General features: G+C 70.1%; 26 protein-coding genes. 17 read left to right on the top strand and 9 right to left on the bottom strand.

All coding sequences use genetic code 11. The features are described 5' to 3' along the window. The first annotated feature begins 86 nt into the window (after positions 1-86). The 10 genes from secY (at position 87) to truA (ending at position 7,384) form a co-directional block, all read left to right on the top strand. A complete protein-coding gene (gene secY / locus ACF08B_RS31385; RefSeq protein ID WP_093477037.1) occupies positions 87-1,400 on the top strand; it encodes a preprotein translocase subunit SecY in 1,314 nt (437 codons plus the stop codon). Continuing rightward, complete coding sequence (locus ACF08B_RS31380) at positions 1,400-2,065, top strand: adenylate kinase (protein ID WP_392320514.1); 666 nt, start codon at positions 1,400-1,402, stop codon at positions 2,063-2,065. The genes secY and ACF08B_RS31380 overlap by 1 nt, the downstream gene beginning before the upstream one ends. A 99-nt stretch (positions 2,066-2,164) precedes the next feature. After that, positions 2,165-3,001 (top strand): type I methionyl aminopeptidase, encoded by an 837-nt coding sequence (gene map, locus ACF08B_RS31375; protein ID WP_392320513.1) that lies wholly within the window; start codon positions 2,165-2,167, stop codon positions 2,999-3,001. Between the two features lie 198 nt (positions 3,002-3,199). Next, entirely contained in the window at positions 3,200-3,421 is a 222-nt protein-coding gene (infA, locus tag ACF08B_RS31370) for a translation initiation factor IF-1 (RefSeq protein ID WP_003948620.1), read from the top strand. 59 nt (positions 3,422-3,480) lie between these two features. After that, the gene (gene rpmJ / locus ACF08B_RS31365) at positions 3,481-3,594 is read left to right on the top strand and encodes a 50S ribosomal protein L36 (RefSeq protein WP_003998809.1); all 114 of its coding nucleotides are present in this window, start codon (positions 3,481-3,483) and stop codon (positions 3,592-3,594) included. Between the two features lie 188 nt (positions 3,595-3,782). Beyond that, complete coding sequence (gene rpsM / locus ACF08B_RS31360) at positions 3,783-4,163, top strand: 30S ribosomal protein S13 (RefSeq protein WP_020135802.1); 381 nt, start codon at positions 3,783-3,785, stop codon at positions 4,161-4,163. 65 nt (positions 4,164-4,228) lie between these two features. Then, positions 4,229-4,633 (top strand): 30S ribosomal protein S11, encoded by a 405-nt coding sequence (gene rpsK, locus ACF08B_RS31355; protein WP_003956432.1) that lies wholly within the window; start codon positions 4,229-4,231, stop codon positions 4,631-4,633. 146 nt (positions 4,634-4,779) lie between these two features. Then, positions 4,780-5,802, top strand: coding sequence for a DNA-directed RNA polymerase subunit alpha (locus ACF08B_RS31350; RefSeq protein WP_024755423.1), 1,023 nt, complete (start codon positions 4,780-4,782; stop codon positions 5,800-5,802). Positions 5,803-5,927: 125 nt separating this feature from the next. Continuing rightward, positions 5,928-6,422, top strand: coding sequence for a 50S ribosomal protein L17 (rplQ, locus tag ACF08B_RS31345; protein ID WP_392320512.1), 495 nt, complete (start codon positions 5,928-5,930; stop codon positions 6,420-6,422). 107 nt (positions 6,423-6,529) lie between these two features. Next, positions 6,530-7,384 (top strand): tRNA pseudouridine(38-40) synthase TruA, encoded by an 855-nt coding sequence (truA, locus tag ACF08B_RS31340; RefSeq protein WP_392320511.1) that lies wholly within the window; start codon positions 6,530-6,532, stop codon positions 7,382-7,384. 1 nt (position 7,385) lies between these two features. Here truA and ACF08B_RS31335 read toward each other — a convergent pair whose 3' ends face one another. Continuing rightward, positions 7,386-8,267, bottom strand: coding sequence for a hypothetical protein (locus ACF08B_RS31335; RefSeq protein ID WP_392320510.1), 882 nt, complete (start codon positions 8,265-8,267; stop codon positions 7,386-7,388). A gap of 297 nt (positions 8,268-8,564) precedes the next feature. On the opposite strand from ACF08B_RS31335, the gene rplM reads away from it, so the two are divergent. From rplM to glmM, 3 genes are all read left to right on the top strand, one after another. After that, positions 8,565-9,008, top strand: a complete 444-nt coding sequence (rplM, locus tag ACF08B_RS31330; protein WP_033308956.1) for a 50S ribosomal protein L13 — start codon at positions 8,565-8,567, stop codon at positions 9,006-9,008. Positions 9,009-9,052: 44 nt separating this feature from the next. After that, positions 9,053-9,574, top strand: a complete 522-nt coding sequence (gene rpsI / locus ACF08B_RS31325) for a 30S ribosomal protein S9 (RefSeq protein ID WP_123437604.1) — start codon at positions 9,053-9,055, stop codon at positions 9,572-9,574. Positions 9,575-9,752: 178 nt separating this feature from the next. Continuing rightward, complete coding sequence (gene glmM, locus ACF08B_RS31320; protein ID WP_392320509.1) at positions 9,753-11,111, top strand: phosphoglucosamine mutase; 1,359 nt, start codon at positions 9,753-9,755, stop codon at positions 11,109-11,111. 16 nt (positions 11,112-11,127) lie between these two features. Here glmM and ACF08B_RS31315 read toward each other — a convergent pair whose 3' ends face one another. Then, positions 11,128-12,063, bottom strand: coding sequence for a DUF389 domain-containing protein (locus ACF08B_RS31315; RefSeq protein WP_392320508.1), 936 nt, complete (start codon positions 12,061-12,063; stop codon positions 11,128-11,130). Between the two features lie 31 nt (positions 12,064-12,094). After that, positions 12,095-13,063, bottom strand: coding sequence for a type I pantothenate kinase (gene coaA, locus ACF08B_RS31310; protein WP_073901420.1), 969 nt, complete (start codon positions 13,061-13,063; stop codon positions 12,095-12,097). Between the two features lie 173 nt (positions 13,064-13,236). On the opposite strand from coaA, the gene glmS reads away from it, so the two are divergent. Continuing rightward, complete coding sequence (gene glmS, locus ACF08B_RS31305; RefSeq protein ID WP_392320507.1) at positions 13,237-15,084, top strand: glutamine--fructose-6-phosphate transaminase (isomerizing); 1,848 nt, start codon at positions 13,237-13,239, stop codon at positions 15,082-15,084. 25 nt (positions 15,085-15,109) lie between these two features. On the opposite strand, the gene ACF08B_RS31300 is transcribed toward glmS, so the two are convergent. Then, a complete protein-coding gene (locus tag ACF08B_RS31300; RefSeq protein WP_392320506.1) occupies positions 15,110-15,958 on the bottom strand; it encodes a helix-turn-helix transcriptional regulator in 849 nt (282 codons plus the stop codon). 148 nt (positions 15,959-16,106) lie between these two features. Between ACF08B_RS31300 and ACF08B_RS31295 the strand changes: the two genes are divergently transcribed. Beyond that, entirely contained in the window at positions 16,107-16,868 is a 762-nt protein-coding gene (locus ACF08B_RS31295) for an SDR family oxidoreductase (RefSeq protein WP_392320505.1), read from the top strand. Between the two features lie 23 nt (positions 16,869-16,891). On the opposite strand, the gene ACF08B_RS31290 is transcribed toward ACF08B_RS31295, so the two are convergent. After that, positions 16,892-17,338, bottom strand: coding sequence for a hypothetical protein (locus ACF08B_RS31290; RefSeq protein WP_392320504.1), 447 nt, complete (start codon positions 17,336-17,338; stop codon positions 16,892-16,894). Between the two features lie 343 nt (positions 17,339-17,681). Between ACF08B_RS31290 and ACF08B_RS31285 the strand changes: the two genes are divergently transcribed. Further along, a complete protein-coding gene (locus tag ACF08B_RS31285; protein WP_382987486.1) occupies positions 17,682-18,566 on the top strand; it encodes a MurR/RpiR family transcriptional regulator in 885 nt (294 codons plus the stop codon). A gap of 124 nt (positions 18,567-18,690) precedes the next feature. After that, entirely contained in the window at positions 18,691-19,245 is a 555-nt protein-coding gene (locus tag ACF08B_RS31280) for a hypothetical protein (protein ID WP_392320582.1), read from the top strand. A 70-nt stretch (positions 19,246-19,315) separates the two neighbouring features. Here ACF08B_RS31280 and ACF08B_RS31275 read toward each other — a convergent pair whose 3' ends face one another. From ACF08B_RS31275 to ACF08B_RS31260, 4 genes are read right to left on the bottom strand one after another with little or no spacing between them, the layout of a single operon-like run. Next, positions 19,316-19,690, bottom strand: coding sequence for a hypothetical protein (locus ACF08B_RS31275; RefSeq protein ID WP_073901413.1), 375 nt, complete (start codon positions 19,688-19,690; stop codon positions 19,316-19,318). A gap of 20 nt (positions 19,691-19,710) precedes the next feature. Continuing rightward, complete coding sequence (locus ACF08B_RS31270; protein WP_093477069.1) at positions 19,711-20,223, bottom strand: roadblock/LC7 domain-containing protein; 513 nt, start codon at positions 20,221-20,223, stop codon at positions 19,711-19,713. 31 nt (positions 20,224-20,254) lie between these two features. Continuing rightward, positions 20,255-21,055: a transcriptional regulator gene (locus tag ACF08B_RS31265; RefSeq protein WP_392320503.1), complete on the bottom strand. Its 801-nt coding sequence runs from the start codon at positions 21,053-21,055 to the stop codon at positions 20,255-20,257. Further along, positions 21,052-21,441: a hypothetical protein gene (locus ACF08B_RS31260; protein ID WP_073901407.1), complete on the bottom strand. Its 390-nt coding sequence runs from the start codon at positions 21,439-21,441 to the stop codon at positions 21,052-21,054. Before ACF08B_RS31260 ends, ACF08B_RS31265 begins: the two co-directional genes overlap by 4 nt. Positions 21,442-21,523 lie beyond the last annotated feature (82 nt).

Raw genomic sequence — 21,523 nt, 5'->3', positions numbered from 1 at the left:
CCTGAGCGGCAGTTGACCGTTATCTATTCGTCGAACTTCAAGACCGTCACCCTTGACGCAGTTGCGCGGGGGTCGCAGGAGGCACCGTGCTCACCGCGTTCGCCCGGGCGTTCAAGACGCCCGACCTGCGCAAGAAGCTGCTCTTCACGCTGGCCATCATCGTGGTATACCGGGTCGGTACCCACATTCCGATCCCCGGCGTCAACTACAAGGCCGTCCAGCAGTGTGTGACCGAGGCGTCGGGCAACCAGGGCCTGTTCGGCCTCGTGAACATGTTCAGCGGCGGTGCGCTGCTGCAGATCACGGTCTTCGCGCTCGGCATCATGCCGTACATCACGGCCAGCATCATCCTTCAGCTGCTGACCGTGGTCATCCCGCGTCTGGAAGCCCTGAAGAAGGAGGGTCAGGCGGGTACGGCGAAGATCACGCAGTACACCCGCTACCTGACCGTGGCGCTCGCCATCCTGCAGGGCACCGGCCTGGTGGCCACCGCCCGCAGCGGCGCGCTCTTCAACGGCTGCTCGGTCGCCACGAGCATCGTGCCGGACCAGGCGATCTTCTCGACGATCACCATGGTGATCTGCATGACCGCCGGTACGGCCGTCGTGATGTGGCTCGGTGAGCTGATCACCGACCGCGGTATCGGCAACGGCATGTCGATCCTGATGTTCATCTCGATCGCCGCGACGTTCCCCTCCGCCCTGTGGGCCATCAAGAAGCAGGGCACCCTGGCCGGCGGCTGGATCGAGTTCAGCACCGTGATCCTGGTCGGCCTGGTCATGGTCGCGCTCGTCGTCTTCGTCGAGCAGGCCCAGCGCCGCATCCCGGTGCAGTACGCGAAGCGCATGATCGGCCGCCGTTCCTACGGCGGAACCTCCACGTACATCCCGCTCAAGGTGAACCAGGCGGGTGTGATTCCCGTCATCTTCGCCTCCTCGCTGCTCTACATTCCGGCACTCGTGGCGCAGTTCGCAGGGGGCAAGTCGGGCTGGAAGACCTGGGTCGAGCAGAACCTGACCAAGGGCGACCACCCGATTTACATCACTTCGTACTTCTTGCTCATCGTTTTCTTCGCGTTCTTCTATGTGGCGATCTCCTTCAACCCCGAGGAAGTCGCCGACAACATGAAGAAGTATGGTGGCTTCATCCCGGGCATCCGGGCTGGCCGACCGACCGCTGAGTACCTCAGCTACGTGCTCAACCGGATCACCTGGCCGGGTTCGCTGTATCTGGGTCTGATCGCTCTCGTACCGACAATGGCGTTGGTGGGCTTCGGGGCAAGCCAGAACTTCCCCTTCGGCGGGACCAGCATCCTGATCATCGTGGGTGTCGGCCTCGAGACGGTGAAGCAGATCGAGAGCCAGCTCCAGCAGCGCAATTACGAAGGGTTCCTCCGCTGATGCGTATCGTCCTCGTCGGGCCGCCGGGTGCCGGTAAGGGAACGCAAGCCGTCAGGCTCGCAGAGAAGCTGGCCGTCCCGCACATCTCCACCGGCGACCTTTTCCGGGCCAACATCAGCCGCCAGACCGAGCTGGGCAAGCTCGCGAAGTCCTACATGGACGCCGGCAACCTGGTGCCCGACGAGGTCACCATCGCGATGGCCAAGGACCGCATGGAGCAGCCGGACGCGGAGAACGGCTTCCTGCTGGACGGCTTCCCGCGGAACGTGTCGCAGGCCGAGGCCCTGGACCAGCTGCTGGAGTCCGAGGGCATCACGCTGGACGCGGTCCTGGACCTGGAGGTCCCCGAGGACGAGGTCGTCAAGCGGATCGCCGGCCGGCGCATCTGCCGCAACGACTCCTCGCACGTCTTCCACGTGACGTACAGCCCGCCGAAGCAGAAGGGCGTCTGCGACGTCTGCGGCGGCGAGCTGTACCAGCGCGACGACGACTCCGAGGAGACGGTCCGCAAGCGGCTGGAGGTCTACCACACGCAGACCGAGCCGATCATCGACTACTACAAGGCGCAGGGCCTGGTCGTGACGATCTCCTCCCTGGGTCCCGTGGACGAGATCACGCAGCGGGCGCTGGAGGCACTCAAGCGCGAGAAGGCCGAGAACAAGTAGATCGCGGTCCTTCCGGCCGCGGTGCCCTTCCCGGGCGCCGCGGCCGTAGTGTTGTACAGGTATCCCAGTCGACCCAGGTGACGGAGAGCGCAGGCCCCCATGGTGCAGATCAAGACCCCCGAGCAGATCGCCAAGATGCGTGCGGCGGGCCTGGTCGTCGCTGCCATCCACGCGGCCACGCGTGAGGCCGCGGTCCCGGGCGCCAGCACCAAGGACCTGGACGAGGTCGCCCGCAAGGTGCTGGCCGAGCACGGCGCGAAGTCGAACTTCCTGGGCTACGGCGGCTTCCCGGCGACGATCTGCACCTCGGTCAACGACGTGGTCGTGCACGGCATCCCCTCCGACGACGTCGTCCTCAAGGACGGCGACATCATCTCCATCGACTGCGGCGCGATCGTCGACGGCTGGCACGGCGACGCGGCGTACACCGCGTTCGTGGGCTCCGGTCACGCCCCGGAGCTGGTCGAGCTCTCCCGGGTGACCGAGGAGTCGATGTGGGCCGGCATCGCGGCCATGAAGCAGGGCAACCGCCTGGTCGACATCTCCCGGGCGGTCGAGACGTACATCCGCCGCCAGCCGAAGGCCGGCGGCGGCCGCTACGGCATCATCGAGGACTACGGCGGCCACGGCATCGGCACCGAGATGCACATGGACCCGCACCTGCTGAACTACGTCGACCGCCGCCGGGGCAAGGGTCCCAAGCTGGTCCCCGGCTTCTGCCTGGCGATCGAGCCGATGGTGTCCCTCGGCACCCCGCGCACCGAGGTCCTCGAGGACGACTGGACCGTCATCACGACGGACGGCACCTGGTCCTCGCACTGGGAGCACTCGGTCGCCCTCACCGACGAGGGCCCGCTGGTCCTGACCGCCCCCGACGGCGGCAAGGCCAAGCTCGCGGAGTACGGCGTGACGGCCGCCCCCGACCCGCTGGCCTAGTCCGGACGCCTCCGGGGAGCGGTGTCCCGCATAGGGATCACCCCGATGGGGCAGACTTCCTCGATTCGCCTTTCCGGGTGCGCCGACGTAGACTGACTCGTCGGCTCTCGTGCACCCGCATGTCCGCATGCGCCCGTAAGGGAAATCCCAGGGAAATGCCCGAGAGTCGATCAAGGTAGTCGATTCGAAGGGCGAAGCGTGGCCAAGAAGCAAGGTGCCATCGAGATCGAGGGCACTGTCGTCGAGTCTCTGCCGAACGCCATGTTCAAGGTCGAGCTCCAGAACGGCCACCAGGTCCTGGCACACATCAGCGGCAAGATGCGTATGCACTACATCCGCATCCTCCCTGACGACCGGGTCGTGGTGGAGTTGTCTCCTTACGACCTGACGCGTGGCCGGATCGTCTACCGGTACAAGTAGATCTTGCCCGCGCCCCGGAATCTTCCGGTGCGGTGGCACTGACCCGGAGAACCTCACCAATGAAGGTCAAGCCGAGCGTCAAGAAGATCTGCGACAAGTGCAGGGTGATCCGCCGTCACGGTCGGGTCATGGTCATCTGCGAGAACCCGCGCCACAAGCAGCGCCAGGGCTGACGCACGACCGATCCCTCTGCATCCATCGCAGAGATTCGCGCGACGCAAGCTGAATATGTTCATACGCAGAGCCCGAGCCATTGGCTCGACACCCTCGGTTCGGAGGCCGAGGACCCGGTTCGTACCTGGTACGGCGGCCGGGAGCCGGCTCTGTGGAAGACCTCCGAAGATTCACCAGGAGCCATTGAATGGCACGCGTTTCCGGTGTTGACATCCCGCGCGAAAAGCGCGTGGAGGTCGCCCTCACCTACGTGTTCGGCATCGGCCGGACCCTCTCCCAGCAGACGCTGGCCGAGACCGGTATCGACCCGAACACTCGCGTCCGTGACCTCAGCGAAGAGCAGCTGGTCGCGATCCGCGAGTACGTCGACAACAACATCAAGACCGAGGGTGACCTCCGTCGCGAGATCCAGGCCGACATCCGCCGCAAGGTCGAGATCGGTTGCTACCAGGGTCTCCGTCACCGTCGCGGTCTGCCCGTCCGCGGTCAGCGCACCAGCACCAACGCTCGTACCCGCAAGGGCCCGCGTCGCGCCATCGCCGGCAAGAAGAAGCCGGGCAAGAAGTAGTCCGCAGCGGACACCTGTCCACGGTCTTCGCTGTAGGACCGACCACCTCCCGTAGGAGTTAGTAGATGCCCCCCAAGGGACGTCAGGGCGCTGCCAAGAAGGTGCGCCGCAAGGAAAAGAAGAACGTCGCTCACGGCCACGCGCACATCAAGAGCACGTTCAACAACACGATCGTGTCGATCACGGACCCGTCCGGCAACGTGATCTCCTGGGCCTCCGCCGGCCACGTCGGCTTCAAGGGCTCCCGGAAGTCCACGCCGTTCGCCGCGCAGATGGCCGCCGAGTCGGCTGCCCGCCGCGCCCAGGAGCACGGCATGCGCAAGGTCGACGTGTTCGTCAAGGGCCCGGGCTCCGGTCGTGAGACCGCGATCCGCTCCCTGCAGGCCACGGGCCTCGAGGTCGGCTCCATCCAGGACGTCACCCCTACCCCGCACAACGGCTGCCGTCCGCCGAAGCGTCGTCGCGTCTGACGCACGGCAGGCACGGGATTCCGGGCGGTACCACCTCGTAAGAGGTCGTACCGCCCGTACCCTTGCAGTACCCGCACCTGTCATGGGTGCGGTCACCGTCGGACGTCAAATAGCGGTCGTCCACGAATGAAGGATCTGATTCACACATGCTGATCGCTCAGCGCCCCTCGTTGACCGAAGAGGTCGTCGACGAGTTCCGCTCCCGGTTCGTGATCGAGCCGCTGGAGCCGGGCTTCGGCTACACCCTCGGCAACTCGCTCCGCCGTACCCTCCTGTCCTCGATCCCGGGTGCCGCCGTCACCTCGATCCGGATCGACGGCGTGCTGCACGAGTTCACCACCGTGCCGGGCGTCAAGGAGGACGTCACCGACCTGATCCTCAACATCAAGCAGCTGGTCGTCTCCTCGGAGCACGACGAGCCGGTCGTGATGTACCTGCGCAAGCAGGGCCCGGGTCTGGTCACCGCCGCCGACATCGCGCCCCCGGCCGGTGTCGAGGTGCACAACCCCGACCTCGTCCTCGCCACGCTCAACGGCAAGGGCAAGCTGGAGATGGAGCTGACCGTCGAGCGCGGTCGCGGCTACGTCTCCGCCGTGCAGAACAAGCAGGCGGGCCAGGAGATCGGCCGTATCCCGGTCGACTCCATCTACTCGCCGGTCCTGAAGGTCACGTACAAGGTCGAGGCCACGCGTGTCGAGCAGCGGACCGACTTCGACAAGCTGATCGTCGACGTCGAGACAAAGCAGGCCATGCGTCCGCGTGACGCCATGGCGTCGGCGGGCAAGACCCTGGTCGAGCTGTTCGGTCTCGCCCGCGAGCTGAACATCGACGCCGAGGGCATCGACATGGGCCCGTCCCCCACGGACGCCGCCCTGGCCGCCGACCTGGCGCTGCCGATCGAGGAGCTGGAGCTCACCGTTCGGTCGTACAACTGCCTCAAGCGCGAGGGCATCCACTCCGTGGGTGAGCTCGTGGCTCGTTCCGAGGCCGACCTCCTGGACATCCGCAACTTCGGTGCGAAGTCCATCGACGAGGTCAAGGCGAAGCTGGCCGGCATGGGCCTGGCCCTGAAGGACAGCCCGCCCGGATTCGACCCCACGGCCGCCGCCGACGCCTTCGGCGCCGACGACGACGCGGACGCGGGTTTCGTGGAGACCGAGCAGTACTGATCCGGTACTGAGCGTGTCTCAGCTCCGGGGCTCGTAGGAGCCCCGGATCTCCGACAGACAACCGTCTGCTCGGATACTGACTCCGGTACCTGACACGGCCGGGGCAGACACACAGGAGAAGAACCATGCCGAAGCCCACCAAGGGTGCCCGTCTGGGCGGCAGCGCCGCGCACGAGAAGCTGCTCCTCGCGAACCTGGCGAAGAGCCTCTTCGAGCACGGCCGCATCACCACCACCGAGGCGAAGGCCCGCCGCCTGCGCCCGTACGCCGAGCGTCTGGTCACCAAGGCGAAGAAGGGCGACCTTCACAACCGCCGTCAGGTGCTCCAGGTCATCACGGACAAGAGCATCGTCCACACGCTCTTCGCCGAGATCGGTCCGCGCTACGAGAACCGTCCCGGTGGCTACACCCGCATCACCAAGATCGGTAACCGCCGTGGCGACAACGCGCCCATGGCCGTCATCGAGCTGGTCGAGGCGCTGACGGTGCAGCAGAAGGCCGTCGGTGAGGCCGAGGCCGCCACCAAGCGTGCGGTCAAGGAGGCCGACGAGGCCCAGGTCGAGGAGACCAAGGCCGAGGACGCCGCCGAGGCTCCGGCCGAGGAGTCCAAGGACGCCTGAGGCTCTGCCTGACACGGGAAGCGGGTCCGCCCTTCGGGGCGGGCCCGCTTTCCCGTTCTCCGAAGGGCACGGCTTTCCGAGGGGCACGGCCCTGAGAGGATTCCCACGTGAGTGACGAAGTACAGCCCGGTCATGTCCGCGTCCGCCTCGACCTGTCCTACGACGGCGGCGACTTCCACGGCTGGGCCAAGCAGGCCGGCGGCCGGCGGACCGTGCAGGGCGAGATCGAGGACGCCCTGCGCACGGTGACCCGGTCGAAGCGGACGTACGAGCTGACCGTCGCCGGGCGGACCGACGCGGGCGTCCACGCGCGCGGGCAGGTGGCGCACGTCGACCTGCCGGCCGAGCTGTGGGCGGAGCACCGGGAGAAGCTGCTGAAGCGGCTCGCCGGGCGGCTGTCGAAGGATGTGCGCGTCTGGCGGCTCTCCGAGGCGCCGGCGGGCTTCAACGCCCGGTTCTCGGCGATCTGGCGCCGGTACGCGTACCGGGTGACGGACAACCCCGGTGGCGTCGACCCGCTGCTGCGCGGTCATGTGCTCTGGCACGACTGGCCGCTCGACGTGGCCGCCATGAACGAGGCGGCCCGGGCGCTCGTCGGCGAGCACGACTTCGCCGCCTACTGCAAGAGGCGGGAGGGGGCGACCACCATCCGCACCCTTCAGGAGCTGAGCCTGGTGCGCGGGGCGGACGGCGTGGTCACGGCGACGGTCCGGGCGGACGCGTTCTGTCACAACATGGTGCGCTCGCTGATCGGCGCCCTGCTGTTCGTCGGGGACGGGCACCGCGGGCCCGAGTGGCCCGGGAAGGTGCTGGCCGCCGGTGTCCGGGACTCCGCCGTGCACGTCGTACGACCGCACGGGCTGACCCTGGAGGAGGTCGGCTACCCCGCCGACGAACTGCTCGCCGCGCGCAACAAGGAGGCGCGGAACAAGCGCTCGCTTCCGTCGGCGGGGTGCTGCTGAGCTACCGGTTCGCCGCCGCGGAGGCCTGGGCCTGACCGCGGCGGTGGATCTGGTTCACGGTGAACTGCGCCAGGTCGTTGCCGGTGCGGAAGACCTTGGTGTCCTTCGTGGTGACGTTCTTGCCGTCGGTGAAACCGCTGATCGTGAAGTAGGCGTAGCGGCCGTAGGCGTTCGTGGTGGTGCGGCAGATCGCGGCGTCGCAGAAGTTCTTGACGCCCTTGCCGGACAGGGCGTTCACCAGGCTCTTCTTGCCGCTCGCCTGGGCCTTGACCTTCGTGGCCCGCGCCGAGTCGTCGAAGACGGCGACGCCGACGGTGACCGCGATGCCGTCGGTGCTGTAGGTCACACGCATCAGACGGGTGCAGCCGTTGGCCGTCAGGACCTTCGGCAGATTGCCGCCGGCCGCCGAGGCGCAGTTCTTGGTGTCGGCCGTGGCGCCCTTCTTGTAGACGACGTCGCCCATGGTCAGCCGTGTGCCCGGGAAGAGGGTGTCGGGGCCGAGCGGGGCGGTGTCCTTCTTGGCGCTGGATATGAAGTCCTTCGGGTCCAGCGGCGGCGGGGCGCTGGTGGGTTCGAAGGACGGCGCGGCGCTGCCCGAGGCGGGCAGGGAGGCGCTGGCGGGCAGGTTGCTGGGGCCCGCCGTCGGGTTGTCGTCGTTCGCGGACACGACGGCCATCGCGACGGCGGTGCCGATCGCGATCGTGGCGAGCGCGCCACCGCCGATGAACAGCACCCGGCGGCGCTTGTTGCGCGTCTCCGAGGCCTCCGCGAGAGCGGCCCAGTCAGGAGTCCCGTCGTCGCTTGCGCTGTTCCACGGCTGCTGCTGGGAATTAGGTTTCCAGGGATCCCACTGAGACTGGGGACCCCCCTGCCCGTAACTCATGGGGCGCATCTTAGACGGGCGGCGCGGGATGCAGGCGCGCGTCCGCCGGAGTGCCACCTTTGTCCCCGGACGCGGTGTCGCGAGGACTCGTTTTGACCCTTCCGGGCCTGCCCAGGTAACCTGCTTCTTCGTTGTGTATTGGCTTGCTCATTCTCACGGGACGGGCCCTTACACCGGTCCACCGGGCCGATGACCAGCGATCAGCACGCGGTTGCGTCACCGCAGTGCGGTCGAGGCTGTCGTGATCGTTTCGGTGACCTGTTCAGGACCATTCACTCGAAGCGAAGGCTACGAACCGTGCGTACGTACAGCCCCAAGCCCGGCGATGTGACGCGCCAGTGGCACGTCATCGACGCTCAGGACGTCGTCCTGGGTCGTCTCGCCACCACCGCAGCGACCCTTCTCCGGGGCAAGCACAAGCCGATCTACGCCCCCCACGTCGACGCTGGTGACTTCGTCATCATCATCAACGCGGACAAGGTGCACCTGTCCGGCAACAAGCGGACCCAGAAGATGGCGTACCGCCACTCCGGCTACCCGGGTGGTCTGCGCTCCGTCCGTTACGACGAGCTCCTCGACAAGAACCCCGAGAAGGCCATCGAGAAGGCCGTCAAGGGCATGCTCCCCAAGAACACGCTGGGCCGTCAGATGCTCTCGAAGCTGAAGGTCTACAAGGGTGACCAGCACCCGCACGGCGCGCAGCAGCCGCAGCCGTTCGAGATCACCCAGGTCGCGCAGTAACACCGGCCAGACCAAACCAAGCCAAGAGAATCTGAGGAATAACCGTGGCCGAGACCACTGCCGAGCAGCCGCTCGAAGAGACCGAGCTCGTCGACATCGACAGCTACACCACTGAGTCCGAGGTGCCCGTCGAGGGCGAGTACACCTCGGAGTCCATGGCCTCCCGCTTCGGCGAGCCCCAGCCGGCCGCCGGCCTGGGTCGCCGCAAGAACGCCATCGCCCGCGTCCGGATCGTCCCGGGCACCGGCAAGTGGAAGATCAACGGTCGCACCCTCGAGGACTACTTCCCGAACAAGGTGCACCAGCAGGAAGTCAACGAGCCCTTCAAGGTGCTCGAGCTCGAGGGTCGTTACGACGTCGTCGCCCGCATCGCCGGTGGCGGTGTCTCCGGTCAGGCCGGTGCGCTCCGTCTCGGTGTCGCCCGCGCCCTGAACGAGGCCGACGTCGACAACAACCGCGGCCCGCTGAAGAAGGCCGGCTTCCTCAAGCGCGACGACCGTGCGGTCGAGCGCAAGAAGGCCGGTCTGAAGAAGGCCCGCAAGGCCCCGCAGTACAGCAAGCGCTAAACAGCAGCTGCCTGCTCGTACTCCGAACGCCCCGGCGGCACGCCACTTGTGCCGCCGGGGCGTTCGTTTATCCCCGTCAAGGGCGTATAACGACACAAGACGCTCAAAGGCTTGTGTGATCGGATCTCGTGGCGTCTGCCATCATTCCGGCAGCAAGGACGCTTCCTCAGGAGGACAAGTGGGACGACTCTTCGGCACGGACGGCGTGCGCGGTGTCGCCAACGCGGATCTGACGGCCGAGATGGCGCTCGGCCTGTCCGTCGCGGCGGCTCACGTGCTGGCCGAGGCGGGTACCTTCGAGGGCCACAAGCCGACGGCGGTGGTCGGACGGGACCCGCGTGCGTCCGGGGAGTTCCTGGAGGCGGCCGTGGTGGCGGGCCTCGCCAGTGCGGGCGTGGACGTCCTCCTGGTCGGTGTGCTGCCGACGCCGGCCGTCGCCCACCTCACCGGCGCGCTCGGTGCCGACCTCGGTGTGATGCTCTCCGCCAGCCACAACGCCATGCCGGACAACGGCGTCAAGTTCTTCGCCCGCGGCGGGCACAAACTCGCCGACGATCTGGAGGACCGGATCGAGGCGGTGTACGAGTCCCACCGGCACGGCGAGCCCTGGCAGCGGCCGACGGGCGCCGGGGTCGGCCGGGTGCGGACCTACGGCGAGGGCTTCGAGCAGTACGTCACGCACCTCCTGTCGGTGCTGCCCAACCGGCTCGACGGACTGAAGATCGTCCTGGACGAAGCGCACGGCGCGGCCTCGGGGGTCTCGCCGGAGGCGTTCTCCCGGGCGGGCGCCGAGGTCGTCACGATCGGTGCGGAGCCGGACGGGCTCAACATCAACGCCGGGTGCGGGTCGACCCACCTGGACAAGCTGAAGGCCGCCGTCATCGAGCACGGTGCGCACTTCGGCGTCGCGCACGACGGTGACGCGGACCGCTGCCTGGCCGTGGACCACACCGGTGCGGAGGTCGACGGCGACCAGATCCTCGCCGTGCTTGCGCTGTCGATGCGGGAGCGTTCCGCCCTGCGGGCCGACACGGTCGTCGCCACGGTGATGTCCAACCTGGGCTTCAAGCTGGCGATGGAGCGCGAGGGCGTCCGGTTCGTGCAGACCGGCGTCGGCGACCGGTACGTGCTGGAGGAGATGAAGGAGCACGGCTACGCCCTGGGCGGCGAGCAGTCCGGGCACGTCATCATCCTCGACCACGCGACGACCGGTGACGGCACGCTGACCGGCCTGCTGCTGGCGGCGCGGGTCGCCGAGACCGGCCGTAGCCTGCGGGACCTGGCCTCCGTGATGGAGCGGCTGCCGCAGGTGCTGATCAACGTCCCCGACGTGGACAAGTCCCGCGTGCGGACCTCCGCCGACCTCGCCGCCGCCGTCACCGAGGCGGAGCGGGAGCTGGGCGAGACCGGGCGGGTGCTGCTGCGGCCGTCGGGCACCGAGCCGCTGGTGCGGGTCATGGTCGAGGCCGCCGACATCGAGCAGGCCCGGTCGGTGGCCGGGCGGCTCGCCGACGCCGTGAAGTCGGCCCTCGGCTAGTGCGGTCCCCGCGCGCCTAGTCGGTGTTCACTTGACGCTGCTGTTTCCAGAAGTGCTTCTGGGCCAGCAGCGTCAGTGTTCCCGCGACGACGATGCCCAGCAGGTTCAGCAGGAGCTGGTTGGTGGAGCCCAGGGTCTGGCTCGTGTCGCCGTAGGCCAGGGCGACCGCCGCGTTCGCGGCGGCCGGAACCGTCGTCACCGAGATGGCCACGCCGACCAGCGCGCCCGACTTGGCAGAGGTCAGGGAGAGGGTGCCGGCGATGCCGGCCAGTACCGCCACGATGAACGAGAAGGCGTCGGGGGCGTACACGAAGCCGGTGTTCGGCCGTTCGCCTTCCAGTCCGGACTTGTGGAACAGCCCGACGGCGTCCATGAACAGGCTGAAGCCGACCGTCAGTGCCATGGCCGCCGCGAAGCCCACCAGCAAGGCGATCACGGAGCGCCAGGCCAGGCGGGGGTGACGTTGGACCAGCGCCGTGGAGATGCCCGCCAGGGGGCCGAACTCCGGCCCCACCGCCATCGCGCCCACGATGAGGACGGCGTTGTCCAGCACCACACCGCAGGCCGCGATCATCGTGGCCAGGGTGATGAAGGCGACGTAGGTCACCGACAGGGTCGACTCCTCGTGGGTCGCGTCGGTCAGACCCTCCCACAGCACCGCGTCCGCGCCCTCGCCCGGGGCCTCCGCCTCGGCCTTGTCCGCGCGCCTGGACAGGGAGAGGTCGACGTTCTCCACGGCGATCGACCCGGTCCTGTCCAGCTCCAGCTCGCGCAGTGAGGTGAGGAGTCCGTCGCCCGCCTCTCGCGCGACGTCGCACAGTACGACGTCTCCGGCGGGATTGCGGGCGGCTCCCGGCAGGACCACGAGGTGGGCGGTGCCGACGGTGTTCTCGATCTTCCGCACCACCTCGTCCGTCGTGTCGGCAGGGGTGATCAGGCGCAGATGCAGCATGACGTCTTTCTAACAGGCGGCCAGGTACACGTCACAGCTTGCGCAGCCTCAGCCGCTGGACCTTGTGGTCCGCGCCCTTGCGGACGATCAGGGTGGCCCGGCCGCGGGTGGGGGCGATGTTCTCCACCAGGTTGGGCTTGTTGATCGTCCGCCAGAGCGTGCGGGCGTAGTCGAGGGCCTCCTCCTCCGAGACCTGGGTGTACTTGCGAAAGTACGAGTTGGGGTTCTGGAAGGCGGTCCGGCGCAGCTTCTTGAAGCGGCTGAGGTACCAGCTCTCGATGTCCTCGCCGCTGGCGTCGACGTACACGCTGAAGTCGAAGTAGTCGGCGAGGCCGACCCGGGTGCGGCCGTCCTTGCCGGGCAGGGCGGGCTGGAGGACGTTCAGCCCCTCGACGATCAGGATGTCCGGGCGGCGCACGGTGAGCTTCTCGCCCGGCACGATGTCGTAGATCAGGTGGGAGTAGACGGGCGCGGACACCTCGCCCTTGCCGGCCTTGATGTCGGCGACGAAGCGGGTGAGGGCCCGGCGGTCGTAGGACTCGGGGAATCCCTTCCGCGACATCAGGCCGCGGGCCTCCAGCTCCTTGGTGGGCAGCAGGAAGCCGTCCGTCGTGACCAGCTCCACGCGCGGGTGCTCGGGCCAGCGGGAGAGCAGGGCCTGGAGCAGACGGGCCACGGTGGACTTCCCCACGGCCACGGAGCCGGCGACCCCTATGACGAACGGGGTGCCGGACTGGGTGCCCTGCTCGCCGAGGAAGGTGTTGAGCGCGCCCCGCAGGCCGTCGGTGGCGCCGACGTAGAGGTTGAGGAGCCGGGAGAGCGGGAGGTAGATGTCCCGCACCTCGTCGAGGTCGATGACGTCGCCCAGACCGCGGAGCTTCTCCACCTCCTCGGCGGTGAGCGGCAGCGGTGTCTTGTCGCGCAGCGCGCTCCACTCGGCACGGGTGAGGTCGACGTAGGGAGTCGCCTCCGGCCTTTGCCGGTGGGCGCTCCGGGGCATCGAGGAGACCGGTGAGATCACAGTCCATTGTTAACGGAGTTTGAACAGGACGGCGGGTGGGGTCCGTCACGCCGCGCGACCTCGCCGCGGGCCCTTCGTACGACGGTGGGAATTTCCGATTTCGGGCAGGGAGAGGCCTGTTCGGGACGATCGTGGGTCGTAGGCTGCGGCACATGTGCGGAATCGTGGGATACGTAGGGTCGCAGTCGGCGCTCGATGTCGTGATGGCCGGGCTGAAGCGGCTGGAGTACCGGGGGTACGACTCGGCGGGTGTCGCCGTGCTCGCGGACGGCGGTCTGGCCGCGGCGAAGAAGGCCGGGAAGCTGGTCAACCTGGAGAAGGAACTGGTCGAACGGCCGCTGCCGACCGGCTCCACGGGCCTCGGCCACACGCGCTGGGCCACGCACGGCGGCCCGACGGACGCGAACGCGCATCCGCACCTGGACAACGCGGGCCGGGTCGCCGTGGTGCACAACGGCATCATCGAGAACTTCGCGGTGCTGCGGGCGGAACTGGCCGAGCGGGGCCACGAGCTGACCTCGGAGACGGACACCGAGGTGGTCGCCCACCTGCTGGCCGAGGAGTTCTCCGGGGCCGCCGACCTGGCGGAGGCGATGCGGCTGGTGTGCCGCCGGCTGGAGGGCGCGTTCACCCTGGTCGCGGTGCACGCCGACGAGCCGGACGTGGTCGTCGGCGCGCGGCGGAACTCCCCGCTCGTGGTGGGCGTCGGCGAGGGCGAGGCGTTCCTGGCCTCCGACGTCGCCGCGTTCATCGCGCACACGCGCTCCGCGATCGAGCTGGGCCAGGACCAGGTGGTGGAGCTGCGCCGCGACGGCGTGACGGTGACGGGTTTCGACGGCCGTCCGGCCGAGACCCGCTCGTACCACGTGGACTGGGACGCCTCCGCCGCGGAGAAGGGCGGCTACGACTACTTCATGCTGAAGGAGATCGCCGAGCAGCCCAAGGCGGTCGCCGACACCCTGCTCGGGCGGATCGACCCGTCCGGCTCGCTGACCCTGGACGAGGTGCGGATCAGCCCCTCCGAGCTGCGTGAGCTCGACAAGGTCGTGATCGTCGCCTGCGGTACGGCCTTCCACGCCGGCCTGATCGCCAAGTACGCCATCGAGCACTGGACGCGCATCCCGTGCGAGGTGGAGCTGGCCAGCGAGTTCCGGTACCGGGACCCGATCCTGGACGGGCAGTCGCTGGTGATCGCCATCTCCCAGTCCGGCGAGACCATGGACACCCTGATGGCACTGCGGCACGCCCGCGAGCAGGGCTCCAAGGTGCTGGCGATCTGCAACACCAACGGCTCGACGATTCCGCGCGAGTCGGACGCGGTGCTGTACACGCACGCCGGCCCGGAGGTCGCCGTCGCCTCCACCAAGGCGTTCATGACCCAGCTGGTGGCCTGCTACCTGGTCGCCCTGTACCTCGGCCAGGTGCGCGGCACCAAGTGGGGCGACGAGATCCAGGCCGTCATCAGGGACCTGTCGCGGATCTCCGAGGACGTCGAGCGGGTCCTGGAGACGATGGAGCCGGTACGGGCCCTCGCCCGCACGCTGTCCACGAAGAACACGGTGCTGTTCCTGGGCCGGCACGTGGGCTACCCGGTCGCCCTGGAAGGCGCCCTGAAGCTCAAGGAACTGGCCTACATGCACGCCGAGGGCTTCGCGGCGGGCGAGCTGAAGCACGGGCCGATCGCGCTGATCGAGGAGGACCTGCCGGTGGTGGTGGTCGTGCCCTCGCCCCGCGGCCGGTCCGTCCTGCACGACAAGATCGTCTCCAACATCCAGGAGATCCGGGCGCGGGGAGCGCGCACGATCGTGATCGCGGAGGAGGGCGACGAGGCGGTGGTCCCGTACGCCGACCATCTGATCCGCATCCCGGCCACGCCGACCCTGCTCCAGCCGCTGGTGGCCACGGTGCCGCTGCAGGTCTTCGCGTGCGAACTGGCCACGGCCCGCGGCAACGAGGTGGACCAGCCGCGCAACCTGGCGAAGTCCGTGACGGTGGAGTGAGCCGGGACCGGGCGCCGGGCACCGCTCAGCGGGCGGTGCTCGACTCCCAGCTGGCCAGCAGGGCGAGGCGCTCGGCGGTCTCCGAGCCCGGCTCCGGCGTGTAGACGACGATCGTCTGCTCCGGTTCCGCGGGGACCGTCAGCGTCTCGTACGGCAGGGTCAGCAGGCCCGCCACGGGGTGCCGTACCTTCTTCACGCCGTACGCGCACTCCGCGACCTCGTGGTCCGCCCACAGCCGGCGGAAGTCCTCGCTCTTCAGCGACAGTTCGCCGACCAGCGCGCACAGCTCGGTGTCGTCGGCGTACCGGCCCGCGTTCAGCCGCAGATGGGCGACGGTCTGGGCGGCCACCGCGGCCCACTCGGGGTAGAGGTCCCGGCCCGCGGGGTCGAGGAAGACCTGCCGGGGGACGTTCGGCACGGCGGGCGCCGCACGGCTGAAGCCGCTCACCGCGTCGGCGAGCGCGTTCCACGCCAGGACGTCCATGCGGCGGCCCAGGACGAACGCCGGGCTGCGCTCCATGCCGTCCAGCAGTCTGCGGATGCCGGGGCGGACCCGGGGCACGGGTGCCTGCCGCTCGCGGGGGCGACGGGGCGGCCGGGCGACCGTCCGCAGGTAGGCGTGCTCGGTCTCGTCCAGCCGCAGGACCCGCGCGATCGCGTCCAGGACGGCGTCGCTGACGCTCTGCCCCCGGCCCTGCTCCAGCCGGATGTAGTAGTCCACGCTCACCCCGGCGAGCTGGGCCACCTCCTCGCGGCGCAGGCCCGGCACCCGGCGCCGCCCGTGGGCGGGCAGCCCCACCTCCTCGGGCTGGATGCGGGCGCGGCGCGAGCGCAGGAAGTCGCCGACCTCCCCTTCTCGCCATTCCCCGTTCATGCCCTCGATCGTAGGGCAGCGGCGGCCCGCGAACCTGGTACTGCCAGACCCAGGAAAAGCGCATCCCTGGGTACGGCCGCCGGACGCGGCGAGGGTGGTGTCAGCCGCCGGGGAGACGCCCCGGCGAGGTGATCCAGGGGGAGCACCCATGTCGTACGAGAACCTGTCCGGCCGTACCGCCGTCGTCACCGGGGCCGCCAGCGGCATCGGCGAGGCCGTCGCGCTCCAGCTCGCCGCCCAGGGCGCCCGGGTGGCGCTGCTGGCCCGGCGCGCCGACCGGCTGGACGCCGTGGTGGAGAAGATCCGGGCGGACGGCGGCCGGGCGCTGGCCGTGACCGCCGACGTCACCGACGACGCGTCCGTCGAGGCCGCCCGGGAACTGGTGCACGAGACGTTCGGGGCCGCCGACCTCGTCGTCAACAACGCCGGGGTCATGCTGCCGAACCCGGTCGGCGCGGGCCGGCTCGACGAGTGGCAGCGGATGCTCGACACCAATGTCACCGGGGTGCTGCGGATCATCCGGGCCTTCACCGCCGACCTGGTGGCGGCCGCTGCCGAGGGCCGCACCGCCGACCTGGTGAACGTCTCGTCGATCGGCGCCCACGTGCCCTTCCCGGACTACGCGGTGTACGGGGCGACCAAGGCGGCCGTCACGTACCTGTCGCAGTCGCTGCGCACCGAGTTCGGACCGCGGGACGTCCGGGTCACCAACATCGAGCCGGGGCTGACGGACACCGAGCTGAAGACGCACGTCGACAGCGCGGAGCTGGCCGGGCAGCTGGACGGCATGTTCGACGCGATCGGCGGGCTGGCGGCGGCCGAGGTCGCGGACGTCGTCGCCTACGTCACCAGCCGGCCCCGGCACGTCAACCTCCGCCAGATCGTGGTGCTGCCGACCCGGCAGGCGTGAACGGCCCGGCGGAACGGGCCCGTTCAGCGGTCTTCGGTGGACCGGTCCCCGCGCCGGCCGGCGAACAGCTCCGGGTTGACGCGTACGGCCTGCACCGCGTTGACGCCGACGATGCCGATCCAGGCGACCACCATCCCGGACAGCCCGGCGAGGCCGCCGGCGATGGCGGACAGCGGGATCGCCAGCACCAGTGTGATGAGGGCGAAGCCGTACCGCTCGGCCCAGGAGTCGGCCGGCCGGGGCCGCCGGGTGCCGCGCGCGGCCGACATCTGCTGCTCGGCGAGGTGCCGCCGCGCCCGGCGGTCCACCACGTCGTCGATCCGCTGCTCGACCCGCTCCAGGAAGGAGTCCACGAGCGCGGAGTCGTAGTCGTCGCCCAGGTCCCTGCGTGCCCGCACGGTGGCGTCGAGGTCCTTCTTCAGGTCGGGGTCGTCCCTGAGGCCGACGTCCCGCGGGTCCGATGCGCTCATGGCGTCCACCCTAGGGAGCGGCCGGGGCGGCCGCACTGGGGCTAGCCCCCCGCTCCGGCCGGGGGCCGGCCTCCGCGCGGACGCGCACGGGACCGGTCCGGTCGGGGGATCCCCTTGTTCCGGTTGTATAGGGTCATGCAGAGTACTTGGTAGGTGAATAGGTAGTCGTGGTCGATCCCGGGTGCGAGGGGAGGACAAGGCCGATGCCGTCTCGCGTCGTCGTGGATGTGCCGCTCGGTGCTCCGGGGACTTCGTCCGCCCCCGCCGCGTACGGCCACGCTGTACTCTCCCGGGACGGCGAGAGGCGAAGCCGGTTCCGGGGCATCTGGAGGGGGAGCGCGGCATGAGTGTGGACAGCGGTACGACCGGGGCGTCCGGCATGACGTCCGGCGCGGCGGACAGCCCGGCCACCCGGCTCCAGGCGCTCTTCGAGGGGCACCGGCTCACCCCGACCCAGCGCCGCATCGCGCACAGCATGGTCCGGCGCGCCTCCGACGTGCCCTTCCTCTCCAGCGTGGAGCTGGCCGAGCTGGCGGGCGTCAGCCAGCCGTCGGTGACCCGGTTCGCGGTCGCGCTCGGCTTCGACGGCTACCCGGCGCTGCGCAAGCACCTGCGCGAGGTCGTGCCCGCCGAACCGGCCGCCGAGGCCGGCTCCTACAACGAGTACCAGCAGGCCGTCGAGGCCGAGATCGAGAACCTCAGGCACCTCGCCGACCTGCTCGCCGACCCCCGGCCGGTGCAGCGGGCCGGCCGGATCCTGGCCGCCTCCCGTCCGCTGCCGGTGCTCGGCCTGCGGGCCGCCGCCTCCCAGGCCTACGGCTTCGCCTACTTCGCCGCCAAGGTCCACCCGGACGTCCGGCTGCTCAACGAGGGCGGCACGATGATCCACGACCGGATCGACGCGGCCGTCCGCGCGGGTGCCTCGGCCCTGCTGTGCTTCGCGCTGCCCCGGCATCCGCGCGAGGTCGTCGACACCCTCGCCCACGCCAGGGACGCCGGCCTGACCGTCGTCACGGTCGCCGACTCGGCGTTCGCGCCGGTCGCCAGGCACTCCGACCTGCTGCTCCCCGCCGCCGTCGGCACCGGGCTCGCCTTCGACACGGCGTGCGCGCCGATGCTGCTCGGCCGGGTGCTGCTGGAGGCGCTCTGCGACGACCTGCCGGACGCGCAGGCACGCCTGGAGGAGTTCGACGCGAACGCGGCGGCGCGGGGCCTGTTCGTGGAGTGAACCGGCGCGCGCGTTCTCAGACTCGTCTCACGTTCTGCCACTACCTTCCCTGCCGGTAGGGGTGACCGACACGGACGTGACACGGGAGGCCGGCGTGGCGCGCGGAGGGCAGGATCTGGCGCGGGTGGCCGTCGTCGTACGGGCGGGGGCCGCGCCGCTGTGGTGGCTCGGGGTGTTCGCCGCGGGCGTCGGCGTGCTGGTGCCCGGGGTGACCGGGCGCCGGATCGGGGTGACGGCCGGTGCCGCGCTGTTCCTGATCGGCGCGGCCATGGTGCTGCTGGCGCGCCGGGGCCGGTACACCGCCCTCGCCCGCGGTGCGTCCCGCGCGGGCAGGCACGACGTGCTCCATGACCGTGCGGTGACCGTGCGCAACTGGCGCCGGGGACACCGCTGGCGGCTGCTGCTGGCCGGCGCCGTCGCGCTCGGCGGTTCCTTCGTGGTGCCCGCGGCCGGCGGCATGCTGCTGGCCGGGTTCGGCACCGGGCTGCGCCTGAAGGCGGCCTGGCTGGGCCGGCGGGAGCGGGCGGAACAGACGCTGCTGTGGGTGCGCGTCGACTGGCTGGACCGGCGGGGCGGCCGTCCGGCGGGCAGGTCCGTGAAGGGCCTGCGGGGTACCGGCATCGCGGCAGGCGACGCGGCCCCGGGTGGGGCCCGCCGCCGTACCGCGGCCCTCGTGTGAGGACCTGAACGCGATGTACCGGTGCGGGGTCCGGTCCCGAGGAGCTGCCCCGAGGACCTGACCCGGGGGCTCAGACCTCCAGTTCGGCCTCGATCTTCTTCAGCTGGTGCCGGGCCATCGCCAGGTTGGCCCGGTTCGCCTCCAGGACCAGGTAGAGGAACAGGCCGTTGCCGCCACGGCTCTTGAGCAGGCGGATCAGGTGGTACTGGTCCGAGAGGCTGATGAGGATGTCCTCGATGTCGCCCTTGAGGCCGAGCATCTCCATCGTGCGCATCTTGGCGCGGATCACGTCGGTGTTGCCGGCGGCGGCCACGTTCAGGTCGAAGGTCTTGCTGCCGCCCATGGTGCCCAGCGCCATGCCGCTGGTGTAGTCGACGAGTGCGACGCCGGTGGCGCCCTCGATGGTGGTGAGGGCTTCCTTCAGCGCGGTCTCGGTGTTGGCCATGGTGGTTCCTCTCGGAGTGTTCAACTGTCGGTTGCGGTGCGCGCGTCGGCGCTCGTGGTTCGGGGGGTTCGGTTCGGGCGGGGGCGGACCGGGGGTGCGCCGCTGACGGCGCCCAGCGGACGCCCGGTCGGGCGCGCGGCCCGGGCCGCGGCCTCGACGGCGTCGAGCAGCTCTCCGATGCGGGCGCCGGACCGGCGGCCCTCCAGGTGGAGCCGGCCGACGTTCACCCGGTCCTGGGCGAGCAGTGTCAGTACGGCGGTACGGCCGGCCGCGTAGGTCGCGACGTAGCCGCGTTCGCCACGGACCAGCAGCTCCCGGAAGCCGCCGTGGCCGGTGGCGTCGGCGACGCGTACGGCGACGCCCAGCGAGGCGGCGGTCAGCGCGGACAGCCCCTCCGGGTCGACCCCGGGGGTGTCGTGGGCGACGACGAGACCGTCGACGCCGGCCGCGAGCGCGCCGGTGAGCTGGGGCACCCGGTTGCGCAGCCGGTGCAGCTCGTCCAGGACCGTCTGACGGTCCTCGTCGGACACCATCAGCTCTCTCCTCTCGGCGGGGCGGTGCCGTTCAAAGCGCCTCCAGCGCATCCCTGAGCCTCTTCAGCAGCGCGATGTCGGGGTCGGTGACCGGGGGTGGGGGCGGCAGTACGGGTTGCGGGAACACGAGCGCCTCCGGGGCGACATGGCCGGCTGACGCGAGCCGGCGCACGTCGACGAGGGTGTGGAAGGCCTGCCGACCCAGGTTCCGGGCGATCACGACGGCCGTGCGGACGCCGTCCACGCGGTCCAGGACCGCCCGCTGCCGGGGGGTGACCGGTCTGCCGGTGGTCGGGTCCGCGCGGATCAGGGGGGCGGTGTCCGCGGCCGGGTCGGGCCACAGCCGGTGCAGCAGCAGCCGGCGGCGCAGCGTCTCGCGCTCCAGCGCGACGACCGGGACCGAGGGCAGCGGGCCGATCCGGGGCGTGTTGTCGTAGCGGAACTGGCCCGGGGTGCTGCTCGGCGCGAGGGCGAAGTACCCGGCGTCGTACACCGCGTCCAGATGGCACAGTTCCAGCGCGCCGGCGGGCAGCAGGCCCGACTCCAGGAGGAGTTCGGCGGCCTGGAGGGGGCCGGTGGAGCGCTGGGCGGCCCACTGCCAGGCGGTGGAGGCGAGGGTGCCGTGGGCCGTGAGGAGCACGTCGAGACCGGGAGCGAGGGGGCTCTCGGCGTGCACGACCCGCCCCTCGGCGAGGTACAGGGTGCCGTGCTCGCGGAACAGGACGCCGGTGGCCCGTTCCTCGGCGAGCCGGGTCAGCATGGGCGACAGGGCGCGGGTGCCCGCCTTGTCCCGTACCGGCAGGGGCGGCGGAGGTGTGCGGACCATGGTCATCCCAGCACCAGCCGGGAAGCCATCTCACCGAGGCGTATGCGGGCGAGCGCGAGATTGCCGTCCTCGCGTCCGAGCCACAGGTGGAGGAACACGCTGCTGTCGAAGGACGTGTCCACGAACCGCAGCAGGTGGTAGCTGTCGCGGTTGCTGACGATCACGTCCTCCACGGGAGGGCGGTCGCCGTCGGCCTCGCCGACGGTGAAGGCACCGTGCTCCGCGGCCATCCGGGCCAGTTCGGCGGCCTCGGCGGCGGTCGTCTCGTGGTCGCCGCCGGGGGCGTCCCCGACCGTGCCGAGAGCGAGGCCGCTCGTCCAGTCCACCAGCGCGGCTCCCCGGGCACCCGGCAACCGCATCGCTTCCAGCAGGCACTCGTCGATTCCGGGCACCGTGGCTCCCCTCCCGCCTGGGACTCCGGCTGAGTGACAGAGACACTACGCAACGTGTGTGCGGGAGGTGAGGCCTTTGGCA

Source organism: Streptomyces sp. NPDC015139 (genome assembly GCF_043079785.1).
GTDB classification, from domain to species: domain Bacteria; phylum Actinomycetota; class Actinomycetes; order Streptomycetales; family Streptomycetaceae; genus Streptomyces; species Streptomyces albidocamelliae.
Note: the sequence above shows the minus strand (reverse complement) of the source record. Positions and strands in the feature narration are given on the sequence as shown.

Excerpts from the sequence above, each read along its gene's own strand:
- ACF08B_RS31380 (WP_392320514.1), top strand. The coding sequence starts at position 1,400 with ATGCGTATCGTCCTCGTCGGGCCGCCGGGTGCCGGTAAGGGAACGCAA.
- map (WP_392320513.1), top strand. The coding sequence starts at position 2,165 with ATGGTGCAGATCAAGACCCCCGAGCAGATCGCCAAGATGCGTGCGGCG.
- rpmJ (WP_003998809.1), top strand. The coding sequence starts at position 3,481 with ATGAAGGTCAAGCCGAGCGTCAAGAAGATCTGCGACAAGTGCAGGGTG.
- rpsM (WP_020135802.1), top strand. The coding sequence starts at position 3,783 with ATGGCACGCGTTTCCGGTGTTGACATCCCGCGCGAAAAGCGCGTGGAG.
- rpsK (WP_003956432.1), top strand. The coding sequence starts at position 4,229 with ATGCCCCCCAAGGGACGTCAGGGCGCTGCCAAGAAGGTGCGCCGCAAG.
- ACF08B_RS31350 (WP_024755423.1), top strand. The coding sequence starts at position 4,780 with ATGCTGATCGCTCAGCGCCCCTCGTTGACCGAAGAGGTCGTCGACGAG.
- rplQ (WP_392320512.1), top strand. The coding sequence starts at position 5,928 with ATGCCGAAGCCCACCAAGGGTGCCCGTCTGGGCGGCAGCGCCGCGCAC.
- ACF08B_RS31335 (WP_392320510.1), bottom strand. The coding sequence starts at position 8,267 with ATGAGTTACGGGCAGGGGGGTCCCCAGTCTCAGTGGGATCCCTGGAAA.
- ACF08B_RS31315 (WP_392320508.1), bottom strand. The coding sequence starts at position 12,063 with ATGCTGCATCTGCGCCTGATCACCCCTGCCGACACGACGGACGAGGTG.
- coaA (WP_073901420.1), bottom strand. The coding sequence starts at position 13,063 with ATGCCCCGGAGCGCCCACCGGCAAAGGCCGGAGGCGACTCCCTACGTC.
- glmS (WP_392320507.1), top strand. The coding sequence starts at position 13,237 with ATGTGCGGAATCGTGGGATACGTAGGGTCGCAGTCGGCGCTCGATGTC.
- ACF08B_RS31300 (WP_392320506.1), bottom strand. The coding sequence starts at position 15,958 with ATGAACGGGGAATGGCGAGAAGGGGAGGTCGGCGACTTCCTGCGCTCG.
- ACF08B_RS31295 (WP_392320505.1), top strand. The coding sequence starts at position 16,107 with ATGTCGTACGAGAACCTGTCCGGCCGTACCGCCGTCGTCACCGGGGCC.
- ACF08B_RS31290 (WP_392320504.1), bottom strand. The coding sequence starts at position 17,338 with ATGAGCGCATCGGACCCGCGGGACGTCGGCCTCAGGGACGACCCCGAC.
- ACF08B_RS31285 (WP_382987486.1), top strand. The coding sequence starts at position 17,682 with ATGAGTGTGGACAGCGGTACGACCGGGGCGTCCGGCATGACGTCCGGC.
- ACF08B_RS31275 (WP_073901413.1), bottom strand. The coding sequence starts at position 19,690 with ATGGCCAACACCGAGACCGCGCTGAAGGAAGCCCTCACCACCATCGAG.
- ACF08B_RS31270 (WP_093477069.1), bottom strand. The coding sequence starts at position 20,223 with ATGGTGTCCGACGAGGACCGTCAGACGGTCCTGGACGAGCTGCACCGG.
- ACF08B_RS31265 (WP_392320503.1), bottom strand. The coding sequence starts at position 21,055 with ATGACCATGGTCCGCACACCTCCGCCGCCCCTGCCGGTACGGGACAAG.